Below are 17917 nucleotides of genomic sequence, written 5' to 3'. Positions count from 1 at the left end.
CTAACAGAGATAGTCAGCCCTGAAACTATGCCCAAGAATAATAGAAAAATTCCGAAAGGGCAAAGATTTGTTATTGGGGCATTGGAAAGATGCAGAGGGGCGGGGTGCGGGGGGCAGAGGGGAAAATTCTTTTTCCTTGCTCTCTGCTCCCTGCTCCCTTGCTTCTTCTCCTGCTCCTTGTTCACTCCCCAACCTGACTCGTAACGTTACTCCGCCTGTTTGAGTAAACTTGACGGCGTTACCTAAAAGGTTAATGAGAACTTGGCGGAGTTTCCCCTCATCTGTCTGGATATAACGGGGAAGATTGGGAGCAATTTCAAATCTGAGGAATAATTGCTTTGTTTGTGCCTTTACCTGAAACATTTCTTGTAATGTTTGCAATAGCAGATAAAGGTCGAAGTCTTCAGGGGTGAAAATGATTTGTCCAGCCTCAATTTTGGACATTTCTAGGACATCGTTAATCAGGTTGAGCAAGTGTTCGCCACTGCGGTTAATGGTAGCTAAAGATTCACGTTGGTTTGAGTTGAGGCTAGTATCTCGTTCCATTAACTGAGAAAAACCTAGGATGGCATTAAGAGGCGTGCGGAGTTCGTGGCTCATATTAGCGAGAAAAGCACTTTTAGCTTGGTTGGCAGTTTCGGCTGCTTCTTTGGCAATTCTCAGCGCTTCTTCTGCCTGATGTCTGGCTCGACCGATCGCAATTATTTCACCTACCAGCTTCAATAGATTAATATCTTCTTGACTCCAGGTTTTCGAGCAGTGAATCATCGCTGCACCAACAAATCCCACTACATTGCCAGCATGAACCATTGGCACTGCTAGTAAAGACTGAAACGACATACTTTCAAAAACTTTTCGCTCAGGTAGATGGGGTGGTAAATTTTCCACACAAGAGATTTGTCGATGCCTACCACGGAGAATCGGTTCGTAGAAATAGGGGAAAACTTCTACAGGCGAACCTTTGGCAATATCAATCAATGGTGCAACATCTTCACCACACCATTCATGGATGAGGTGGAATTCACGTTGATCTTGGGAGCATTCAAAGATGCAACTGTGTTCGGCACTAATAAACTCAGCGATCGCTTGGAGTGTAAAATTAATTGCTGTTTCTAAATTTTGGTCAATAAATTGGCGAGAAATGCTACTGAGTAAACTTTCTGCTTGAGTCCGACGTTGCAGGGCGGCTTCTGCTTGTTTGCGATCGCTAATATCACGAGCTACACCTACAATCTGGAAATTACCCTGGGCATCTTGTGTGCGGACTGCATTAGAAGTTAGCCAAACCCAGCCCCTAGTACGATGTTTGGCGCGGTACTCAGTCCCCGAAATTCCCTCACCGGTTGTGAGGATAGTTTGGGCGACTTCTTGACATTTTTGCACATCGTCGGGATGAGTAAAGAATGTCAAAGAATTACCCTCCATTTCGCTGGGAGCAAATCCTGTAGTATTCAAAATATTAGGGGAAATATATTTGAAAACCCCATCAGGACTCATCGCAAACAGCACATCATTGACCTTTTCGACGATAGTGCGAAACTTTAACTCGCTTTCTTGTAGGGCTGCTTCTGCTTGTTTGCGTTCTAATTCGGCACCGGCACGGGCAGCAAAGATTTTGATAATCAGTTCCCGTCCCGGATCGTGCTTCATTGGTTTGACATCTATCACTGCTAGATGTCCAATGATTTCCCCAGAGGAACTGGTGAGAGGAACGCCAAAAAAACTTTCAGCATTCATCCTCACTAAATCTGCATCTTCAGGGAAAGCAGCTTGCACTCTTTGGGGGTAGTGGCATATATTGCCTTCCAAGGTATGTTGACAAGGAGTGCCGTGCAAATGGTATTCCAAATTTTCGTTAATTGCCCCGCAAGACCAAAATGCTAAAGTGCGGACTTTAGTTTTCTGCTCATCATGAAACTCAGTAACTAGGGCATATTGAACTTGCAATACCTCAGCCAGGTAACGAACGCAGGAATTGAAGAATTCATTACCTGTTTTTGCTGCTGTACCCTCAACAATTAAGTGTAAAGCCTGTTCTTGCTGTTTGCGATCGCTAATATCTGTAAAAACTGAATCCAAACAGGATTCTTCGGCGTTGAGACGGAGTGACAAGAGTAACCAAACAGCCGAACCATCGAGTCGCTGTAGTGCTACTTCAAAATTACGAACTTCACCGTCTTTTTCTAACTCTGCTAACATCCGTGTGCGATCGTCTGGATTAGCATATAAGTCAGTTGTGAAGAACTTGCCAATCAAGTCAGCAGCAGAGGCAAAACCTAAAATCTCGGCACCGCGTTGATTAGCCTCGATAATCAATCCATCTTGTTGCCGAGTGCGGAAAATACCCACTTGAGAATTTTCAAAGATGTTGCGGTATTTCATTTCACTACGCCGCAAAGCTTCTTCTGCTTGCTTGCGTTCTGTAATGTCACGCCCTACACCCAAAATAGCAACTGTGCCACTCTGAGGATTAATTGTCGAAGTATTAAAGTTGAACCATCGCCAATTGCCATTTTTGTGTCTTAATCGCACCTCAATATCAGTCAGTTTTTCTCCAGTAGCAGCCCTTTGTAATGCTGCGGCGCTAGTTGCTAAATCTTCCGGTTTGGTAAACTCTGCCACAGAATGACCTTCTATTTCCTCTAGGCTGTATCCCATAATTGAGGTAACATTAGGCGAATGATAGGTAAAGATTCCATCTAGGTTAAGGACGAATATCAGATCATTGGCATTTTCAACGATGCTACGGAACTTTAACTCGCTTTGCTGGAGGGCTGCTTGAGCGCGTTTGCGTTCTGTGGCATCAGTGCCTACTGAAAGAATTTCGATTAAGTTTCCTTGTGCATCTAATATAGGTTTATTTGCCCAGACTATCCAGACGCGATCGCCATTTTTGCATAAGTTCTCATTTTCGTTGAATAGATAATTTTCTGGGTATTGACAAATATCAACCATTAATGTCTGTAAGTCGCGCCCAGAAGTCTCGGTTTCTGGAACAATCGTGCCGATGACATTATGCCCGATAATTTCATCTAAATCGAAGCCAAAAAGCCTTTGACCGTAGTCATTTAAAAATATAATGTCACCGTTGCCGTCCCAACGCAGAATAATACAGTTAGCTGTTTGCACCAAATCTCGATATTGGACTTCGCTTTGTCGTAAGGCTTCTTCGGTGCGTTTGCGATCGCTAATATCGCGCACCACTGCCAAGATGTGTGGCTTACCGTTGTAAATGCAAGTGCTTCCTTTGACTTCTACATCTATTAAAGTACCATCTTTGCAGATATCAACTGCTTGCCCATAAAATTGCTCACCAGATCGCGTTGTTTCAAGAAATTTTAGAAAAACTGAATGTGAGTTTGGGTGAATATAGACAGATGGATGTAAAGTGAGAAATTCTTCATAAGAATAACCGTGCATTTGACAAGCCGCAGGATTAACTTCAGCGACTTTTTCAGTCTCTATATCAGTAATAAATAGTCCATCATTGATTGCTTCAAAAATAGTGCGATATTGCAACTCACTTTGTCTTAGTGCTTCTTCTGACCTTTGGCGTTGGGTGATGTCGCGGAAAGTCCACACTCTACCAATAATCTGTTCGCCAACGCGCTGAGGACAGGAATATCGCTCAAATATCCTACCATCTTGTAGTTCTAAGCAATCATAACTAACTACTTCCGGCTGTGAATACAATTCTCGGACTCGTTGCAAAAATCCATCGGGGTCTTTTAGCTGGTTTGCCAAATACCCTAGTCGCTGAGGATGATCTGGTTCTGTCAAAAGTTCTGGTGGAATTGACCACATTTCTAAGAACTTTTGGTTATGAGTAGTAATATTACTTAAACTATCGACTACTAAGATACCGTCTTGAATCGATTCAAAGATAGCGCTTAACAAAGACAAAGAGTTTTCTAAGGCTACTTGAGTTTGTTTGCGTTCGCTCAAATCCCTTCCTAAAACCAACAGAGCCTTGCGTCTACCATCCTGGTAAAATAGGGGAGCTTTAATCATATCGACACTGCTAACTGTCCCATCAGGTCGAGGTATAATTTCTTCTACCCGATGCACACAGCCCAACTGCCAAGCTCGTTCATCTGTTTCGTTGCAGTTGAGTAAAGCATCGTGATAAAAATTGCTAAATTCTGCCAGTTCGGAGTCTGTTTTACCTTGATAATCAACCCCTTGTATCTCTAAAAATTCCAGGTTAGCCTGGTTTGACAGCAACCATTTTCCCTCGCCGTCCTTTAAGCAGATAATATCGGGTGTAGCATTAATTAATGTCTGCAATCGCTCTTCAATCTCTTGCAAAGATTCTTGAGTTTGTTTCGTTAGCGTGATATCCCGAATCACCAGTATTGCACATCGATCGTCAGTCAGTTCGGTACAGCTACCAGAAATTTGTAGTGTTAAAGTTTGCTTACCCTGCTGGTACTGATAATTTCCTGTTTCATACTCTCCATTGAGTATCTGCACATCAGGATAGGCTGGTTTTCCTGCTTGTGCTAAAGGTAGTAAGTCAGTTAATTTTGCGCCGCAGATATTACCGTGGGGTTGATTTACCAGAGATTCAAAATGAGAATTGCACCATTGAATGCGTCGGTCTTCTCCTACCCAGACTACAGCATCAGCGATCGCACCTAATGTTACTTCCATCTTGGTGAGGGTAGCTTGCAATTGCTTCACCTGCTCCAATTGTTTAGCGCTCATCACCCACTCCTTAATGTCTCCTGGTATAGATAGAACAACTTGGTATAGTGATTGTATCTATAGTTGATCATTAAGATATTTAACTATAGTAAAACTACATACTGTCTTTAAATGTTACAGCAGTAATACGGTTATCAGCATCATTGAAGGTTAAAGGGGAAAGGGAAATGGGAAAGGTTTTGGATACACCCTTTACCCAATACTCAAAAAGCCTTCTTTCCTATTGCCTTTTAGCCCTGCTTCAACATAGAGTTAGCAACTTGGTATAGAGATTGTAAGTTTAGTCCATCATTAGGATACTCAACCACAGCAAAGTTACAAGTTACCTGAAAGCGATCGCCATTTGAAGCTGTAAATACTTGCTGGCGAAGCTTAATTAAAATTTCATTGAGGCGATGTTTGACAACAAGCTTCTCTGTGTCTAGGGTTACAGTTTCCGTAAACCCAGAAATTCCCACTACAAATTCTCCGTTACCCCAATAGCCCAATATTTCGCCACTGCAAAATGCTGATTGGAATAGCCGACTCCATCGTTGCAATACTTGATTACCAGCCTCATGGCCGTACTGGATATTAATTTGGCGTAAATCGCTGATATTCAAGATCATCAAGCAAAGCGATCGCTGATTTTTTTCGGCTTGAGCAATCAGGCGCTGTAAGTCGCGGCTAGACTGAAATTGATTTGCCAGTCCCGTTAAGGGATCTTTGGTAGAGAGTGACTGTAGTAGGCGGCTGCGTTCTAAGCGATGGGTAATCCTTGCCAGCAATTCTGCCCCTACAACAGGTTTAACCACATAATCATCTCCCCCAGCAGCAAACACCTGCTGCACCGTTTCTATCTCACGGTGAGCCGTCAGAAAGACAATTGGCAATTCCTGCCATTGGGGATCTGTGCGAACTGCCTGGCAAAGTTCTATACCACTAATTTGGGGCATTTCCACATCCAAAATCAACAAATTTGGTGCAGTAGATTGTAATACCTCCCAGAAACGTAGAGGATCGTCCAATCCGGTGATTCGCATTCCCCAAGGTTCTAACATTGGGCCTAGTGCTGCTAAAATAAGCGGATCATCATCAACTACTAATACATTTACTTTTAAAGAACGGGTAAACTGTAAGATTTGTGAGGCAGTTTCCCAAACTTGATTTGCGGTGACAGGCTTGAGAAGAAAACCCCGCGCCCCAGACTGAGCCAAAGTTACACGATCCACTAATTGATCGGTAACAGCAAGCGCCAGAACAGGTATAGGAGGAGTGTGTGTTGCTAAGTCCAACATTAATGCTAAAGTTTCCTCTCGCTGCCCGATTTCATCTACATTTAGCACTACTAAATCTGGTGATGTCGTTTGCAAGAAGTTTTTTGCACCTTCTAACGTTGTTATTTGCTGCCAACGCATTCCCATAGAATATGCCACTTGTTGCAACTGTGAACCCAGTTGTAAATCAGGGTCAATCAGCAGTAACTTAGAGCTTATCTCTTCCTCAATCGAGGTAGCAGTTTTATCTACTAGCTTTTGTGCCATTAGGTTTAACAATTCGCCTAACTCTTGTATTAGCGATCGCAATTGGTCTTTTTGGGCTGGTAATAAATCTCCTTCTTTGGCTAAAATCTGTTCAATTTCCCGTGCTATTTGAGTTCCTGTTTCTTGCTCAAACATTCCCAAAACACCAGCTAGCTTGTGCGCTTCCCGTTCAGCCGAATTACGTAATTCTATAGTTAGTGTGCCGCTAGAGAGTTCTGCTGCTGCTTGTTGCAATACCTCCATTCGCTGTGTCATTAACCCCTGGTATTGACTCCACAACCCATTCATTGCTTGCTTAAACTGTTGTTCAACGGATGGAGATGTATCGGGTGTCGAAGACTTTTGAACTAGATTTTTTTGAGTTATTTCTTTTTTGCTATTTCCACTACTAGTAGTTTTTTGAGATTTTAAGCGATATCCCAAACCATAAACGTTTTCAATCCAGTCTATGGCTCCAACTACTTTCAACTTGTGTCGTAACCCCTTAATATGAGACTTCACAGTTTCCTCTTGGGGTGGATCGTCAAAAGTCCAGAGATGTTCGATAATATCTCCCCGACTAAAAACCCGTAATGGATTCCGCAATAATATTTCCAGCAGACTATATTCTTTAGGTGTTAAATCCAGAACTTGATTGTTGTATGTTACCTCGCAAATACTTGGATCTAAACGCAATGCTCCAACTTCTAGCACTGGAGGACGGGGAGTATCGCCGCGACGTAGCAAAGCGCGTACCCTTGCTTGCAGTTCTCTCAAATTTAAAGGTTTAATTAGATAATCATCTGCACCAGCATCGAGTCCACGAATGCGATCGCTAGTTTCATCTTTTGCTGTGATCAATAAAATAGGAGTGGAACAGCCACTAGAACGTAAGCGCTGGCATAAAGTAATACCATCCAGTTTCGGCAGTACCACATCTGTTAATATCAGGTCGTAGTTCGTAGCTTGGGCATATTCCCAACCAATTTGTCCGTCTTCTGCTATTTCAACAGCATAGTGTTGTTGGGTAAGAGACTGCAACAAAACACTTGCTAAAACTTCGTCATCCTCGATCAGCAAGATTCTCATCGCAACACTACCTTTTTTTGCATATAGAAATCCTATTGGGACTTAAACAAAAATGTAGACCAAATTGGCTTTATAAGCAGTAAATACATGATGATGAACATCAAGCAATCGAAAAATTAACTTCAAGGACATTCTATTACCACAGGTTACAAACTGAAGCGATCGCAATTTCTGCAATGTGATGCAAAAAACGACATCCTTAATCAAGCAACAGGTTTTTTGCTGTACCCGCCGCGAGAATAATAGCTATGCTTGGTGTTTCAGTTTCTATATTGCTTATGGGTGAATATCATAACAGATAAGCACTATGTCGCTAGTCACAAATTAAAATTGTCTTGATAACTTTTATGAATTGGTTGATTACGATTTTTTAAAAAATTACTATCGCGGTTTCTCAGCACTGCTTGAATTTCTGCAATGATGGCGATCGCTATTTCTTCTGGTGTCTCTGCACCGATATCAATACCAACAGGACTATACAATCTATTTAATTGTTCACTAGTAGGAACTATCCCTTTGCGAGATAAATCTTGCAGCAATGTTTCTGTGCGATGCTTTGTTCCTAAAACGCCAATATAACGTGCCGGAGATGGTAGCATCATCTTTAAAATTTCTAGATCGTCAAGATAATTATGGGTCATCACTACAGCTATTGTTTGAACATCTATGAAAATCTGTTTATGTATAATGTCTCGATTGCTAAGGATCACCTCACAACCTAGAGGAAATCGCGCTCTAGTTGTTTCATTAGCTCGACAATCAACTACAGTAACATCCCAACCTAATGCTTGAGCAAACTTTGCTACGGGTACAGCGCCATAACCTGCACCAAATATTACTAAAGGTGTGGGTGGCTGAACGACTTCGATGAAAACTTCTATACTGCCTAAAGGTAACTGATAGTTGTTGACGCTTGACTTTTGATTAACAAAGGCCGCTTGAGCATCTGCACTCAGAGATTCAATTAAATTTGGATCTTTAATGTCGGTGACAATTTTACCATTTGGATAGAGCAGTAAGCGCGACCCAAGTTTTACATCTACCTCGCCTTCAAAAGCAAAGACTGTAGCAATAATACCCAAATGTTTTTTATGAAAGCACTCTTGTGTAAAAGCGATCGCATTGGGTATGCTTTTTCTCTCAAGCCGTTCGATGAGAACTTGTACTACCCCATTGCACCCCAAACCAAAACCCCAAAGAATATCTTCCGAGGCGGTGCGATCGTAAGTAACAAGAATTGGTTTGCCGTCTGACATTCGTTGTTGAGTATACTCAAATACGTCATTCTCTAAGCAACCAGCGCTAATTGTTCCAATCATCTGACCTGTATTTGTCATAAACATTTTAGCACCAGGTCGGCGATAGGTTGAACCTTGAGTTTTAACTACAGTGGCAAGAAAAGTGATTTCACCACTTTCTTGACTGGATTCAAAGCCTTCTAAGATTGCTTGTAATTCATTCATTTGATTGCTTATTTTTCTATTTATAGTAGTTTTGAAGCTTGAGGATATGATAGTGACAATGAAAACTAATAAAGTTTAGTTAAAGCTATAATTCAATACACTTCATTTAAAGATAATCGTAGGTTGGCTTGAGGAACGAAACCCAACATTTTAGTAAGTCGGCACAATTAAAGTTAACTGGCGGAGACTGTCATTTGTCCTTTGTGATTTGTCCTTTGCACTTTGTCATTAATAAGGGTTTTAAGCCTATTTATGTTACTTACGAAACATAAATAGGCTTATTCTCATCGACTTACTTTCGGTAGTTTTTGGTCTTGTGGTTTTTTAATGATGAAATTTGGGATTTATGGAGTGCTGGTTGGAGTTGGGCTGCTAGTTGGAGTGCTAGTTGGGCTGCTATTTGAAGTTCCACCAGGATTAACAATGGAACGAACTTCTTCCAAGTGTTGTTGGAGGGTTGGTAGCGTTTGAGCCGCAAATGCTTTCACATCTGGATCTTGTCCCTGTTGAGCTTGAGTTTGAAATGCTGTGACATCCTTTTCATGAGCTTGAAGCATCTGATTCAGATATTGGCGATCGAAGTTAGTACCAGAAAGCCTAGATAAACTTTGCTTGATTTGCTGATTATTACTGCCGATACTAGTTGGCAGCGTGACACCTTTTTGAGCAGCCAACTGTTTGAGTTGCGCGTTGACCTGGGTATGATCTTGAACCATACGCTGTCCAAATTGTTTGACTACATTGCTCCTTCCACGTTGTGATGCAAGTTGTCCTAATTCGACTTCTGCTAAACCATCTTGAGCCGCTTCAGTGATAAATTGTCTGTCTGAAGAGCTAAGATTATTTTGCCCTGATGTAGTTGGTGAAACAGTTGGGGATGCAGTTGGGGAAGCAGTTGGAGATGGACTCTCAGTTGCTTGCACAGATCGAGCAGATGGAACTTCCGATGTATTTTGGTCACGGGGAGTAGTTGGTGTGCAACCAGTTGCGACAGACAAAGCGATCGCTGCTAAACCAGTAGAAAATATTTTGAAGTTGGACATAATCAACGCTTTCCTTAAATAAAAGTGTATTTTGAAACACAAAAGTGTCGCGATCGGATAGTTAGGTGCGATCGCTAATGTAATGACGAGTTCAAATCAGGAGCCAGACGACCGATTAATGTGAGCCGGATGCCGTTGGTGCAAATTGTGCAAACAGATTCAACATTTCCTGATTGAATGCGGGGATATCATCTGGTTGACGACTTGTTACCCAATTTCCATCTACTACAACTTCTTTATCCACCCAGTTACCGCCTGCGTTACGGATGTCATCTTGAATTGTGTAATAGCTGGTTAAAGTGCGTCCTTGCACCAAGTTGGCAGATATCAATTCCCAAGCTGCGTGGCAAATGACGGCGAATGGTTTGCCTGCTTGCTGTATTTGCTGTAAGAAAGATTGTACTTTTGGCCCCATTCTTAGCGTATCGGCATTGAGTGCGCCACCAGGTAACAACACTGCATCGTATTCGCTTGCTTCTGCTCGATCGAGAACCCGATCGACATTTACAGTTATGCCTTTATCATGATGCCGAAACGCTTGGATTTGTCCAGATTTGGTTGAGAGAATTTCAACCTGTGCGCCAGCTTCTTTGAGTGCTTTTACGGGTTCTGTAAGTTCAGCTTCTTCAAACCCATCGGTTGCTAATACTGCAACTCGTAAATTTGTTAATTTAGTCACGATTGTCTCCAGGTTGGCTTCAATAATTTGCAGTTATGATTCAACAGTTGCCTTTGCTTCTAACTCCAAAATTTTGATTAATGACAATGCCTTTTCTTGATTAAAAAACAGTTAAGCATAGTACTAATATTTACCCTAGATAAGCTGTATCCATTGCTGTAGTGTCGTTTTGCTCTATTCTCCAAGCAGAAGCAGTTTATTAAAAACTGCGTTTACCAATCTCTATAATTGCCTCCTACAAGCAATAACAGGAATAAGCCGAATAGTATCACGACAATTTGGCATAGAGAATCTAACTAAGGTGTGTTTTGGTACTTACTCCGTAAGACACATTCACAATGCAAGCCAATGCGTTCATAATGCAAGGCGATGAATTCATAATGCAAATCGATGCGTTTATAATGCAAGCCGATACATTCACAATGCAAAGCGATGTGTTGATAATGTAAGCCGATACATTCACAATGCAAACTGATGCGTTCATAATGTAAGTCAATACATTCACAATGCAATGTTATTGACGCATAATTGGACTGGCTGGGCCCGCTACGCGCTTTTGCGTCTATAAATTATTGTTCACCAAATATCTATTTAAATTTATCTTACTGATAGCTTTTAAGTTGTAATGGGTACGTTAAATGTAAGCAATACTATTTATACCTCTATGACTATCCAAGATACAACACGCCGTTTGCGTCCTCAAACCATTAGTCAAGATATTAGCTCATTCCACGGTTTGCAAACCGTCAGCACCTACAATACAACCCGTGTTGATGCCTCATCAGCAAAGTTACAAGAAGTTTATCAGGCGATGTTGAGAAATCAACAAGCCGAAACTGAGAAACTAGCTTTATACCGGGCTGCTGCTGATGCTGCCCGATTAGCAGAATGGGAATTTCATAATGCTGTATTAGCGATGAAAGAAGTCGTGCGCGGGCAATATGGCTCAGATAGCGATCAAGCCCAAGCAGTGGGATTGAAGAAAAAATCAGACCGCAAACGTCCTTCTCGTAAGAAGGCCGTTGCGATCGCGTAACCGCCTGATGAAGGGGAGGCAGGGGAGATAAGGAGATAAGGAGATAAGGAGATAAGGAGATAAGGAGACAAGGGGACAAGAAGTGAGAACTTGAAACAAGTCTTTCCCCTTGTCCCCAAATCCTCTTGCCCATGCCCAATGACAAATGACTACAACAATTTATCTAATGTAATTGGTAAATCACGAACGCGCTTACCTGTGGCATGATAAACAGCATTAGCGATCGCCGCAGCAGTGCCAGTAATGCCAATTTCCCCAATCCCCTTGACACCAAGCGGGTTGATATGTGGATCGTGTTCATCGACAAACAACACCTCAATATCAGGAACGTCTGCATTTACTGGTACGTGATACTCAGCTAAATCATGGTTGACAACGCGTCCTAAATTCGGGTCTATAATCGTATGTTCCATCAGTGCCATCCCGATACCGTAGACAATCCCACCAATGAGTTGACTGTTGGCCGTTTTGGCGTTGAGGATGCGTCCAACACCAAAGCTTCCCACCCAGCGCGTTACTCGCACTTCGCCGGAATCAGGGTTAACGCGGACTTCGGCAAATTGCGATCCAAATGCGTGCATTGAAAACTTATCTTCTGCGTCTGTAAGCTTGGCATCTCCACGCGCTTCGATCGTTTTCATTCCATGCCGTGCCAAGATTGCTTGATATGTTTCGCTTACAGATGATTTATTCTTTAAGAAAAAGCTGCCATTTTGGGCAATCACATCTTCAGCATTTGAACTATAAAGCGGTGATTTTTCATCGGCAAGTGCTAGTTTCAAAAGTTTACTGCGAGCTTCATTCCCCGCTAAATGTACAGCCGAACTCACACTAGCGGCGGTTTGCGAACCACCAGAAACGGGAGTTTGTGGCATCTTTGTATCGCCTAGTTCAAAGCGAACTTTCTCAAATGGTAAACCAAGTGCGTCAGCCGCAACCTGAGTCATTACAGTATAAGTTCCCGTACCAATATCTTGAGAACCACTTTGCACTACGGCTGTACCGTCTGCCATAATCTGAGCGATCGCAGATGCCGGAGAACGATTGGTAGGATAAGTTGCTGTTGCCATACCCCAGCCAATCAAATAATTGCCGTCTCGCATCGAACGGGGTTTAGGATTACGCTTTTGCCAGCCAAACTTTTCTGCTCCTATTTTGTAGCACTGGATCAGTGACTTGCTCGACCAAGGCAATCCTTTAGTAAGATCGCTATCAGCATGGTTACGCAGCCGCAGTTCTACCGGATCAATATCGAGTGCATAAGCCAGTTCGTCCATTGCTGATTCTAAAGCGAACGATCCAGGAGCTTCACCTGGGGCCCGCATATAGGTTGGTGTTCCTTGATCGAGCGGAACCAAACGGTGGCTAGTTTCGATATTTGGGGAAGTGTAAATCATCCGGGCGCTTTTAGCAACAGGTTCGATATATTCATCGAAGCTTGAAGTCTGAGAAATGCCAGTGTGTCGGAGTGCAGTTAATTTTCCGTCGCGGGTTGCACCCAAAGAAATCTGTTGAATTGTCTCTGGTCGAAAACCCACAGGCCCATACATTTGTGTCCGTCCCAGAACTAATTTGACTGGGCGATTAACGTGCCGGGCTGCGATCGCTGCTAGTGGTACGTGTGACCAAGCCGCCCCTTTGCAACCGAAGCCACCGCCAACAAAATAAGAGATAATGCGGACTTTCTCAGGCTCAATTCCTAATACCCCCGCAACTTTTTGTTGAGCCTGAAAGATTCCTTGAGTTGCGTCATACAGCAGCACTTGATCGCCTTGCCAAACTGCTGTTGTAGCATGAGGCTCCATCGGATTATGATTTTCCACTGGGGTGGTATAAGTCTGCTCGACGCGAACAGCAGCAGTCGCTAGCCCCTGGTTAACATTGCCGTAAGATGAATCTGGATCATCCCCTCTAGGGAGTTTAGTTTTAGGCAAGTATGCCTTAACGAGATTGTCCTCCATACTAATGCTTGGTTTCTCTTGTTCATAGCGGACTTGCACCAGTGAAGCAGCATACATGGCGCGTTCAAAGGTATCGGCAACAACGACACCAATGTGTTGACCGCTATAAAGCACAACGTTATCTTGGAGTACTTGCAGCTTGCGACCGCCGCCTTTTTCTCCATCAGCTTTGGCTGCGTTGAGGTGGGTAATTACTGCTAATACACCTGGTACTTGCTCTGCCGCCTTTGTATCGATTTGGGCAATTTTCCCTTTAGCGATCGCACTTTGAATTGTGACTCCATAAGTCATTTTTGCTATGGGAAACTCTGCCGCATAGCGTGCTTCACCCGTAACCTTTAAATGGCCATCAACTCGGTTGAGTGGTTTGCCGACAACTATATTTGCATCCCCTGCATTCATGCCATCCCTCCTACTGTTGTCAGCGCCTTAACAATGCTGCGTTTAGTCAGTTCAACCTTAAACCCGTTGTATTTTTGAGGTTTAGCTCCAGCGATCGCGGTATTTGCTGCTGCTTGAAATGTTGCTTCATTTGCTGGCTGATTCAAAAGCGCGTTTTCAGCATCGTAGGCACGCCAAGGCTTTGTTCCTACGCCACCCAAAGCAATGCGTGCCGAGCGAATGATGCCATTTTGAATATCTAGCGCCGCCGCCACCGATATGATTGCAAAGGCATAAGAGGCGCGATCGCGGACTTTCAAATAGTGCGATCGGCTTGCAAATGGTGAAGCAGGTAAGTCAACGGCAACAATTAACTCTCCGTGTTGTAAAACTGTTTCCCGTTCGGGTGTCTCGCCAGGGACAAGATGAAAATCTACAAGTGGAATACTCCGCTCTCCATTGGGCCCCCGTGTTTGTACAACCGCATCGAGTGCCACCATTGCCACTGCCATATCAGAAGGATGAGTGGCAATACAGCGATCGCTACCGCCGAGAATTGCGTGAATCCGGTTGTAACCCTCAATTGCCCCACAACCGGAACCGGGAACGCGCTTATTGCAAGGCATGGAAGTATCACGGAAGTAGTAGCAACGGGTACGTTGTAGCAGATTTCCGCCGACCGTTGCCATGTTTCGCAGTTGCGGTGATGCCCCAGACAACAACGCTTCAGACAGCACAGGGTAACGCTGCTGAATTGTCGGATCATAAGCAACATCGCTATTCCGCGCCATTGCTCCAATCCGCAGATTGTTACCTTGCATTTCTATCTTGCTTAGTGGCAATGGATTAATGTCAACCAACTCTCTTGGCGTTTCGACATTCAGCTTCATCAAATCGATTAAGTTAGTACCACCGGCAAGATATGAGATTTCTGCATCTGGAGCCACCAACGCCACAGCATTTTCCGCTTGTTCCGCTTTTTTATAGTTAAACGGCTGCATCTTTTTTTCCTTCTAAGACATCGCGGACAGCAGCCACGATATTTGGATAAGCACCGCAACGGCAGATATTACCGCTCATCAATTCCCGAATGTCGTCATCTGACTTAGCGTGTCCTTCGTTGACTAAACTCACCGCCGAACAAATTTGTCCCGGTGTGCAATAACCGCACTGAAATGCGTCGCGGGCAAGAAATGCGGCTTGCATCGGGTGCAGATTGTCTCCTTGCGCCAGACCTTCAATAGTTGTAATGGCAGCATCCGTGTGCATGATGGCAAAAGTCAGACAGGAGTTAATTCCCTGTCCATCAACCAGCACCGTACAAGCACCGCATTGACCGTGGTCACAACCTTTTTTACTGCCAGTTAGCCCTATGTATTCACGAAGTGCATCAAGTAAGGTGACACGCGGTTCAATTTGCAAACTATGTTCTGTTCCGTTCACCTGTAATGTTACTTTCATAGTTTCAGATATCGAACTTTTCAGTATGGGGGTAGTTCTTTTGATTGGAGTTTGTGCTAAGGTTTTCTCTGCAAAACTACTGATCGTAGCCGCTACTGTACTGACGAGCATAAATTGACCCAATCTGCGCCGTCTTAGGCGAAACTTCATTTTTTTACTCCATTCTGCTTTTGTTGAGTAATAATATTCAGTAATTTTTCTGGGTTAAATTCTGATAAAAACTATTTTTCCTTATAAATATTCACGTCAAAATAACATTGTTAACAGAATACAATTTCATCTTGTTCTCGTCTCTCTATCAGAAGATTTATGTCATAAGTATCATTCATAGTTATCATCCTGTTCTGAAACTAACAATATTTTTATTTATTTGCTGTATCAATAATTGGAGGTTAGGGTTGAGTAAAGCATTACTGCTTAATCTCTGACATCCGAAATCGTGCTTTGCTCAAAGAAGAATTCGGGGAATGTGCGTAAATCCTAATATAAAATCGAAAAGTTGAAATTATGAACACCCAAATAACAACCCAACTACCAATTCCCCCACACTTTAATCACGATAAAGTAGGAGAGGTTTGGCGTGTACCTTACCAACAAATTGCCGCAGCATCTGAAGCTTGGGTAAAACAACATGACATCAAAGCAGCATCTTCAGACGCAAACCGTATTTGCCTATTGCTAATTGATGTTCAAAATACTTTTTGCATTCCCAACTTTGAATTATTCGTAGGTGGACAATCTGGGAATGAGGCGGTGAATGATAACATCAGATTGTGTGAGTTTATCTATCGCAACTTGGGAGTAATTACAAAAATTGTACCTACTCTAGATACCCATACAGCAACACAAATCTTCCATCCCATCTTTTGGGTGAATGCTGCCGGAGAACATCCTACTCCAGCAGCGACTAACATCACTTTAGCGGATATAGAACAAGGTGTTTGGAAGGTTAATCCAGCAGTTGCTGACAGTATTACTAATGGGGATTATGAATTATTAGAAAAACACGCTTATCATTACGTTAGAAAACTCAGCCAAGATGGTAAATACCCTCTTACAATTTGGCCTTATCATTCTATATTGGGCGGTATTGGTCATGCTTTAGTTTCATCGGTAGAGGAAGCAATATTTTTCCACAGTATTGCTCGTCAAAGCCAAACACAATTTGAAATTAAGGGTGAAAATCCTTTAACAGAAAACTATTCAATCTTACGTCCAGAGGTGTTGGAAGATTTTGAACAACGTCCACTTGGTCAAAAGAACACCCGTTTGATTAAGCAACTTTTAGAATTTGATACTGTTATTATTGGTGGTCAAGCTAAAAGTCATTGCGTCGCCTGGACAATTGATGATCTATTAACAGAAATTAAAGAGGTAGATGCTACCCTTGCTCAAAAAATTTATCTCTTAGAAGATTGCACTTCTCCCGTTGTTGTTCCAAATATTGTGGACTACACAGAACAGGCAGATGCAGCATTTGCAAGATTTGCAGAGGCAGGAATGCACATCATAAAATCTAGCGAATTTGGGAACTGGGCATAGGGAATTGAGAATTGGGAATTGGGCATTGGTTATTTCCCCCTTGCTTCCTCTGCTCCCCTGCTCCCTGCTCCCTACTTTCTCATTTCTTCAAATAACCCTTTGGATCTTGTGCTACCCAACCCAAAGATGAGGTAGAACGCACTTCAAAATGGAGATGCGGTTGAGTGGAAGTTGGTTTTCCACTAGTGCCTACTGTCCCTAGTAAGTCTCCTTTTTTTATTTGCTGACCGACAGTAACCTTGATGCTGTCAAGTTGGGCGTAGCGGCTTTGAAGCCCGCCACTGTGGTTAATGATGACCAACTTGCCATAAGAACCTTGGTCATTAGCAAAGGCTACGGTTCCAGGCGCGATCGCTAACACATTACTCCCAACTGGTGCTAATAAGTCAACACCACTATGAAAGAAAACTTCACCTGTCGCCGGATTAATTTGCCATCCATAAGCTAATCCTACATTTGCCACTTGTGCCAAGGGATATCCAGACAGGGATGCACGGTTTGGTGTACCTGCATCAGTAGGTAAAGGGGACTTAGTTACAACACCATTAGGCGACCAATTCACCCCCGGAACAAACACGATTCTGGGGTCTTGTTGGCAGCCATTCACCTCAAAAAGGCTATCAGCACGAACTTTGTATTGTGCTGCCACTTGTCGCCAAGTTTGACCGCGAGGTACTTCAACTACAATTCCATTGTAGGGAGGAATTTGAAGCACACTACCAACGGGTGCAAGTGCGCCATTCTGCAAAGCTGGATTCATACCGATAATAGTTGTAGGTATGAGATTGTAGCGCTGCGCTATACTCTCCAAAGTTTCGCCACGAACAACTTTATGGCGTTGGAAGCGAGATAGGGCTGGAATCGGGCAACCACCTACAGCAGCGTTAGCACTGTTCAAGTTTGGCAGTATGCTTACTAGGCCCAAGGCGCTAACTAGGCTACAGAGAAACAGTTGACGAAAGGGTAAAGTCATGTATACAGATCAAGAGCGCATTAACTTTAAATTTTAGATGGAGAGTGTGGGAAGTGGGGAGATCGAGCAGGGGGCAGGGG

The 17917-nt window shown here is 43.1% G+C and carries 11 protein-coding genes; 2 read left to right on the top strand and 9 right to left on the bottom strand.

The features are described 5' to 3' along the window. The 5 genes from GNF10_RS15600 to GNF10_RS15580 form a co-directional block, all read right to left on the bottom strand. Complete coding sequence (locus GNF10_RS15600) at positions 1-4707, bottom strand: PAS domain S-box protein (protein WP_260446305.1); 4707 nt, start codon at positions 4705-4707, stop codon at positions 1-3. A 230-nt stretch (positions 4708-4937) separates the two neighbouring features. Further along, the gene (locus GNF10_RS15595; RefSeq protein WP_185582936.1) at positions 4938-7298 is read right to left on the bottom strand and encodes a response regulator; all 2361 of its coding nucleotides are present in this window, start codon (positions 7296-7298) and stop codon (positions 4938-4940) included. A gap of 317 nt (positions 7299-7615) precedes the next feature. After that, on the bottom strand, positions 7616-8761 hold the full coding sequence (locus tag GNF10_RS15590) for an XdhC family protein (RefSeq protein WP_185582938.1): 1146 nt from the start codon (positions 8759-8761) through the stop codon (positions 7616-7618). Positions 8762-9105: 344 nt separating this feature from the next. Continuing rightward, a complete protein-coding gene (locus tag GNF10_RS15585) occupies positions 9106-9804 on the bottom strand; it encodes a DUF4142 domain-containing protein (RefSeq protein WP_185582940.1) in 699 nt (232 codons plus the stop codon). Positions 9805-9919: 115 nt separating this feature from the next. Further along, positions 9920-10483, bottom strand: a complete 564-nt coding sequence (locus GNF10_RS15580) for a type 1 glutamine amidotransferase domain-containing protein (protein ID WP_185582942.1) — start codon at positions 10481-10483, stop codon at positions 9920-9922. A gap of 664 nt (positions 10484-11147) precedes the next feature. Between GNF10_RS15580 and GNF10_RS15575 the strand changes: the two genes are divergently transcribed. Then, positions 11148-11519, top strand: a complete 372-nt coding sequence (locus GNF10_RS15575) for a hypothetical protein (protein ID WP_185582944.1) — start codon at positions 11148-11150, stop codon at positions 11517-11519. 149 nt (positions 11520-11668) lie between these two features. Here the strand turns inward: GNF10_RS15575 and GNF10_RS15570 are convergent, their stop codons facing one another. The 3 genes from GNF10_RS15570 to GNF10_RS15560 are packed head-to-tail and all read right to left on the bottom strand — an operon-like array spanning position 11669 to position 15472. Further along, positions 11669-13882, bottom strand: coding sequence for a xanthine dehydrogenase family protein molybdopterin-binding subunit (locus GNF10_RS15570; RefSeq protein WP_185582946.1), 2214 nt, complete (start codon positions 13880-13882; stop codon positions 11669-11671). Next, positions 13879-14862, bottom strand: a complete 984-nt coding sequence (locus tag GNF10_RS15565; protein ID WP_185582947.1) for a xanthine dehydrogenase family protein subunit M — start codon at positions 14860-14862, stop codon at positions 13879-13881. The genes GNF10_RS15570 and GNF10_RS15565 overlap by 4 nt, the downstream gene beginning before the upstream one ends. Further along, positions 14849-15472, bottom strand: a complete 624-nt coding sequence (locus tag GNF10_RS15560; protein WP_185582949.1) for a (2Fe-2S)-binding protein — start codon at positions 15470-15472, stop codon at positions 14849-14851. The genes GNF10_RS15565 and GNF10_RS15560 overlap by 14 nt, the downstream gene beginning before the upstream one ends. 357 nt (positions 15473-15829) lie before the next feature. On the opposite strand from GNF10_RS15560, the gene GNF10_RS15555 reads away from it, so the two are divergent. Further along, positions 15830-16864, top strand: a complete 1035-nt coding sequence (locus GNF10_RS15555; RefSeq protein ID WP_185580983.1) for an isochorismatase — start codon at positions 15830-15832, stop codon at positions 16862-16864. 79 nt (positions 16865-16943) lie between these two features. Here the strand turns inward: GNF10_RS15555 and GNF10_RS15550 are convergent, their stop codons facing one another. Beyond that, on the bottom strand, positions 16944-17837 hold the full coding sequence (locus GNF10_RS15550; protein ID WP_185580982.1) for a M23 family metallopeptidase: 894 nt from the start codon (positions 17835-17837) through the stop codon (positions 16944-16946). Positions 17838-17917 lie beyond the last annotated feature (80 nt).

This window comes from Nostoc sp. UCD121 (assembly GCF_014222285.1).
Lineage (GTDB): Bacteria > Cyanobacteriota > Cyanobacteriia > Cyanobacteriales > Nostocaceae > Nostoc.
This window is presented reverse-complemented; position numbering and strand designations above follow the sequence as displayed.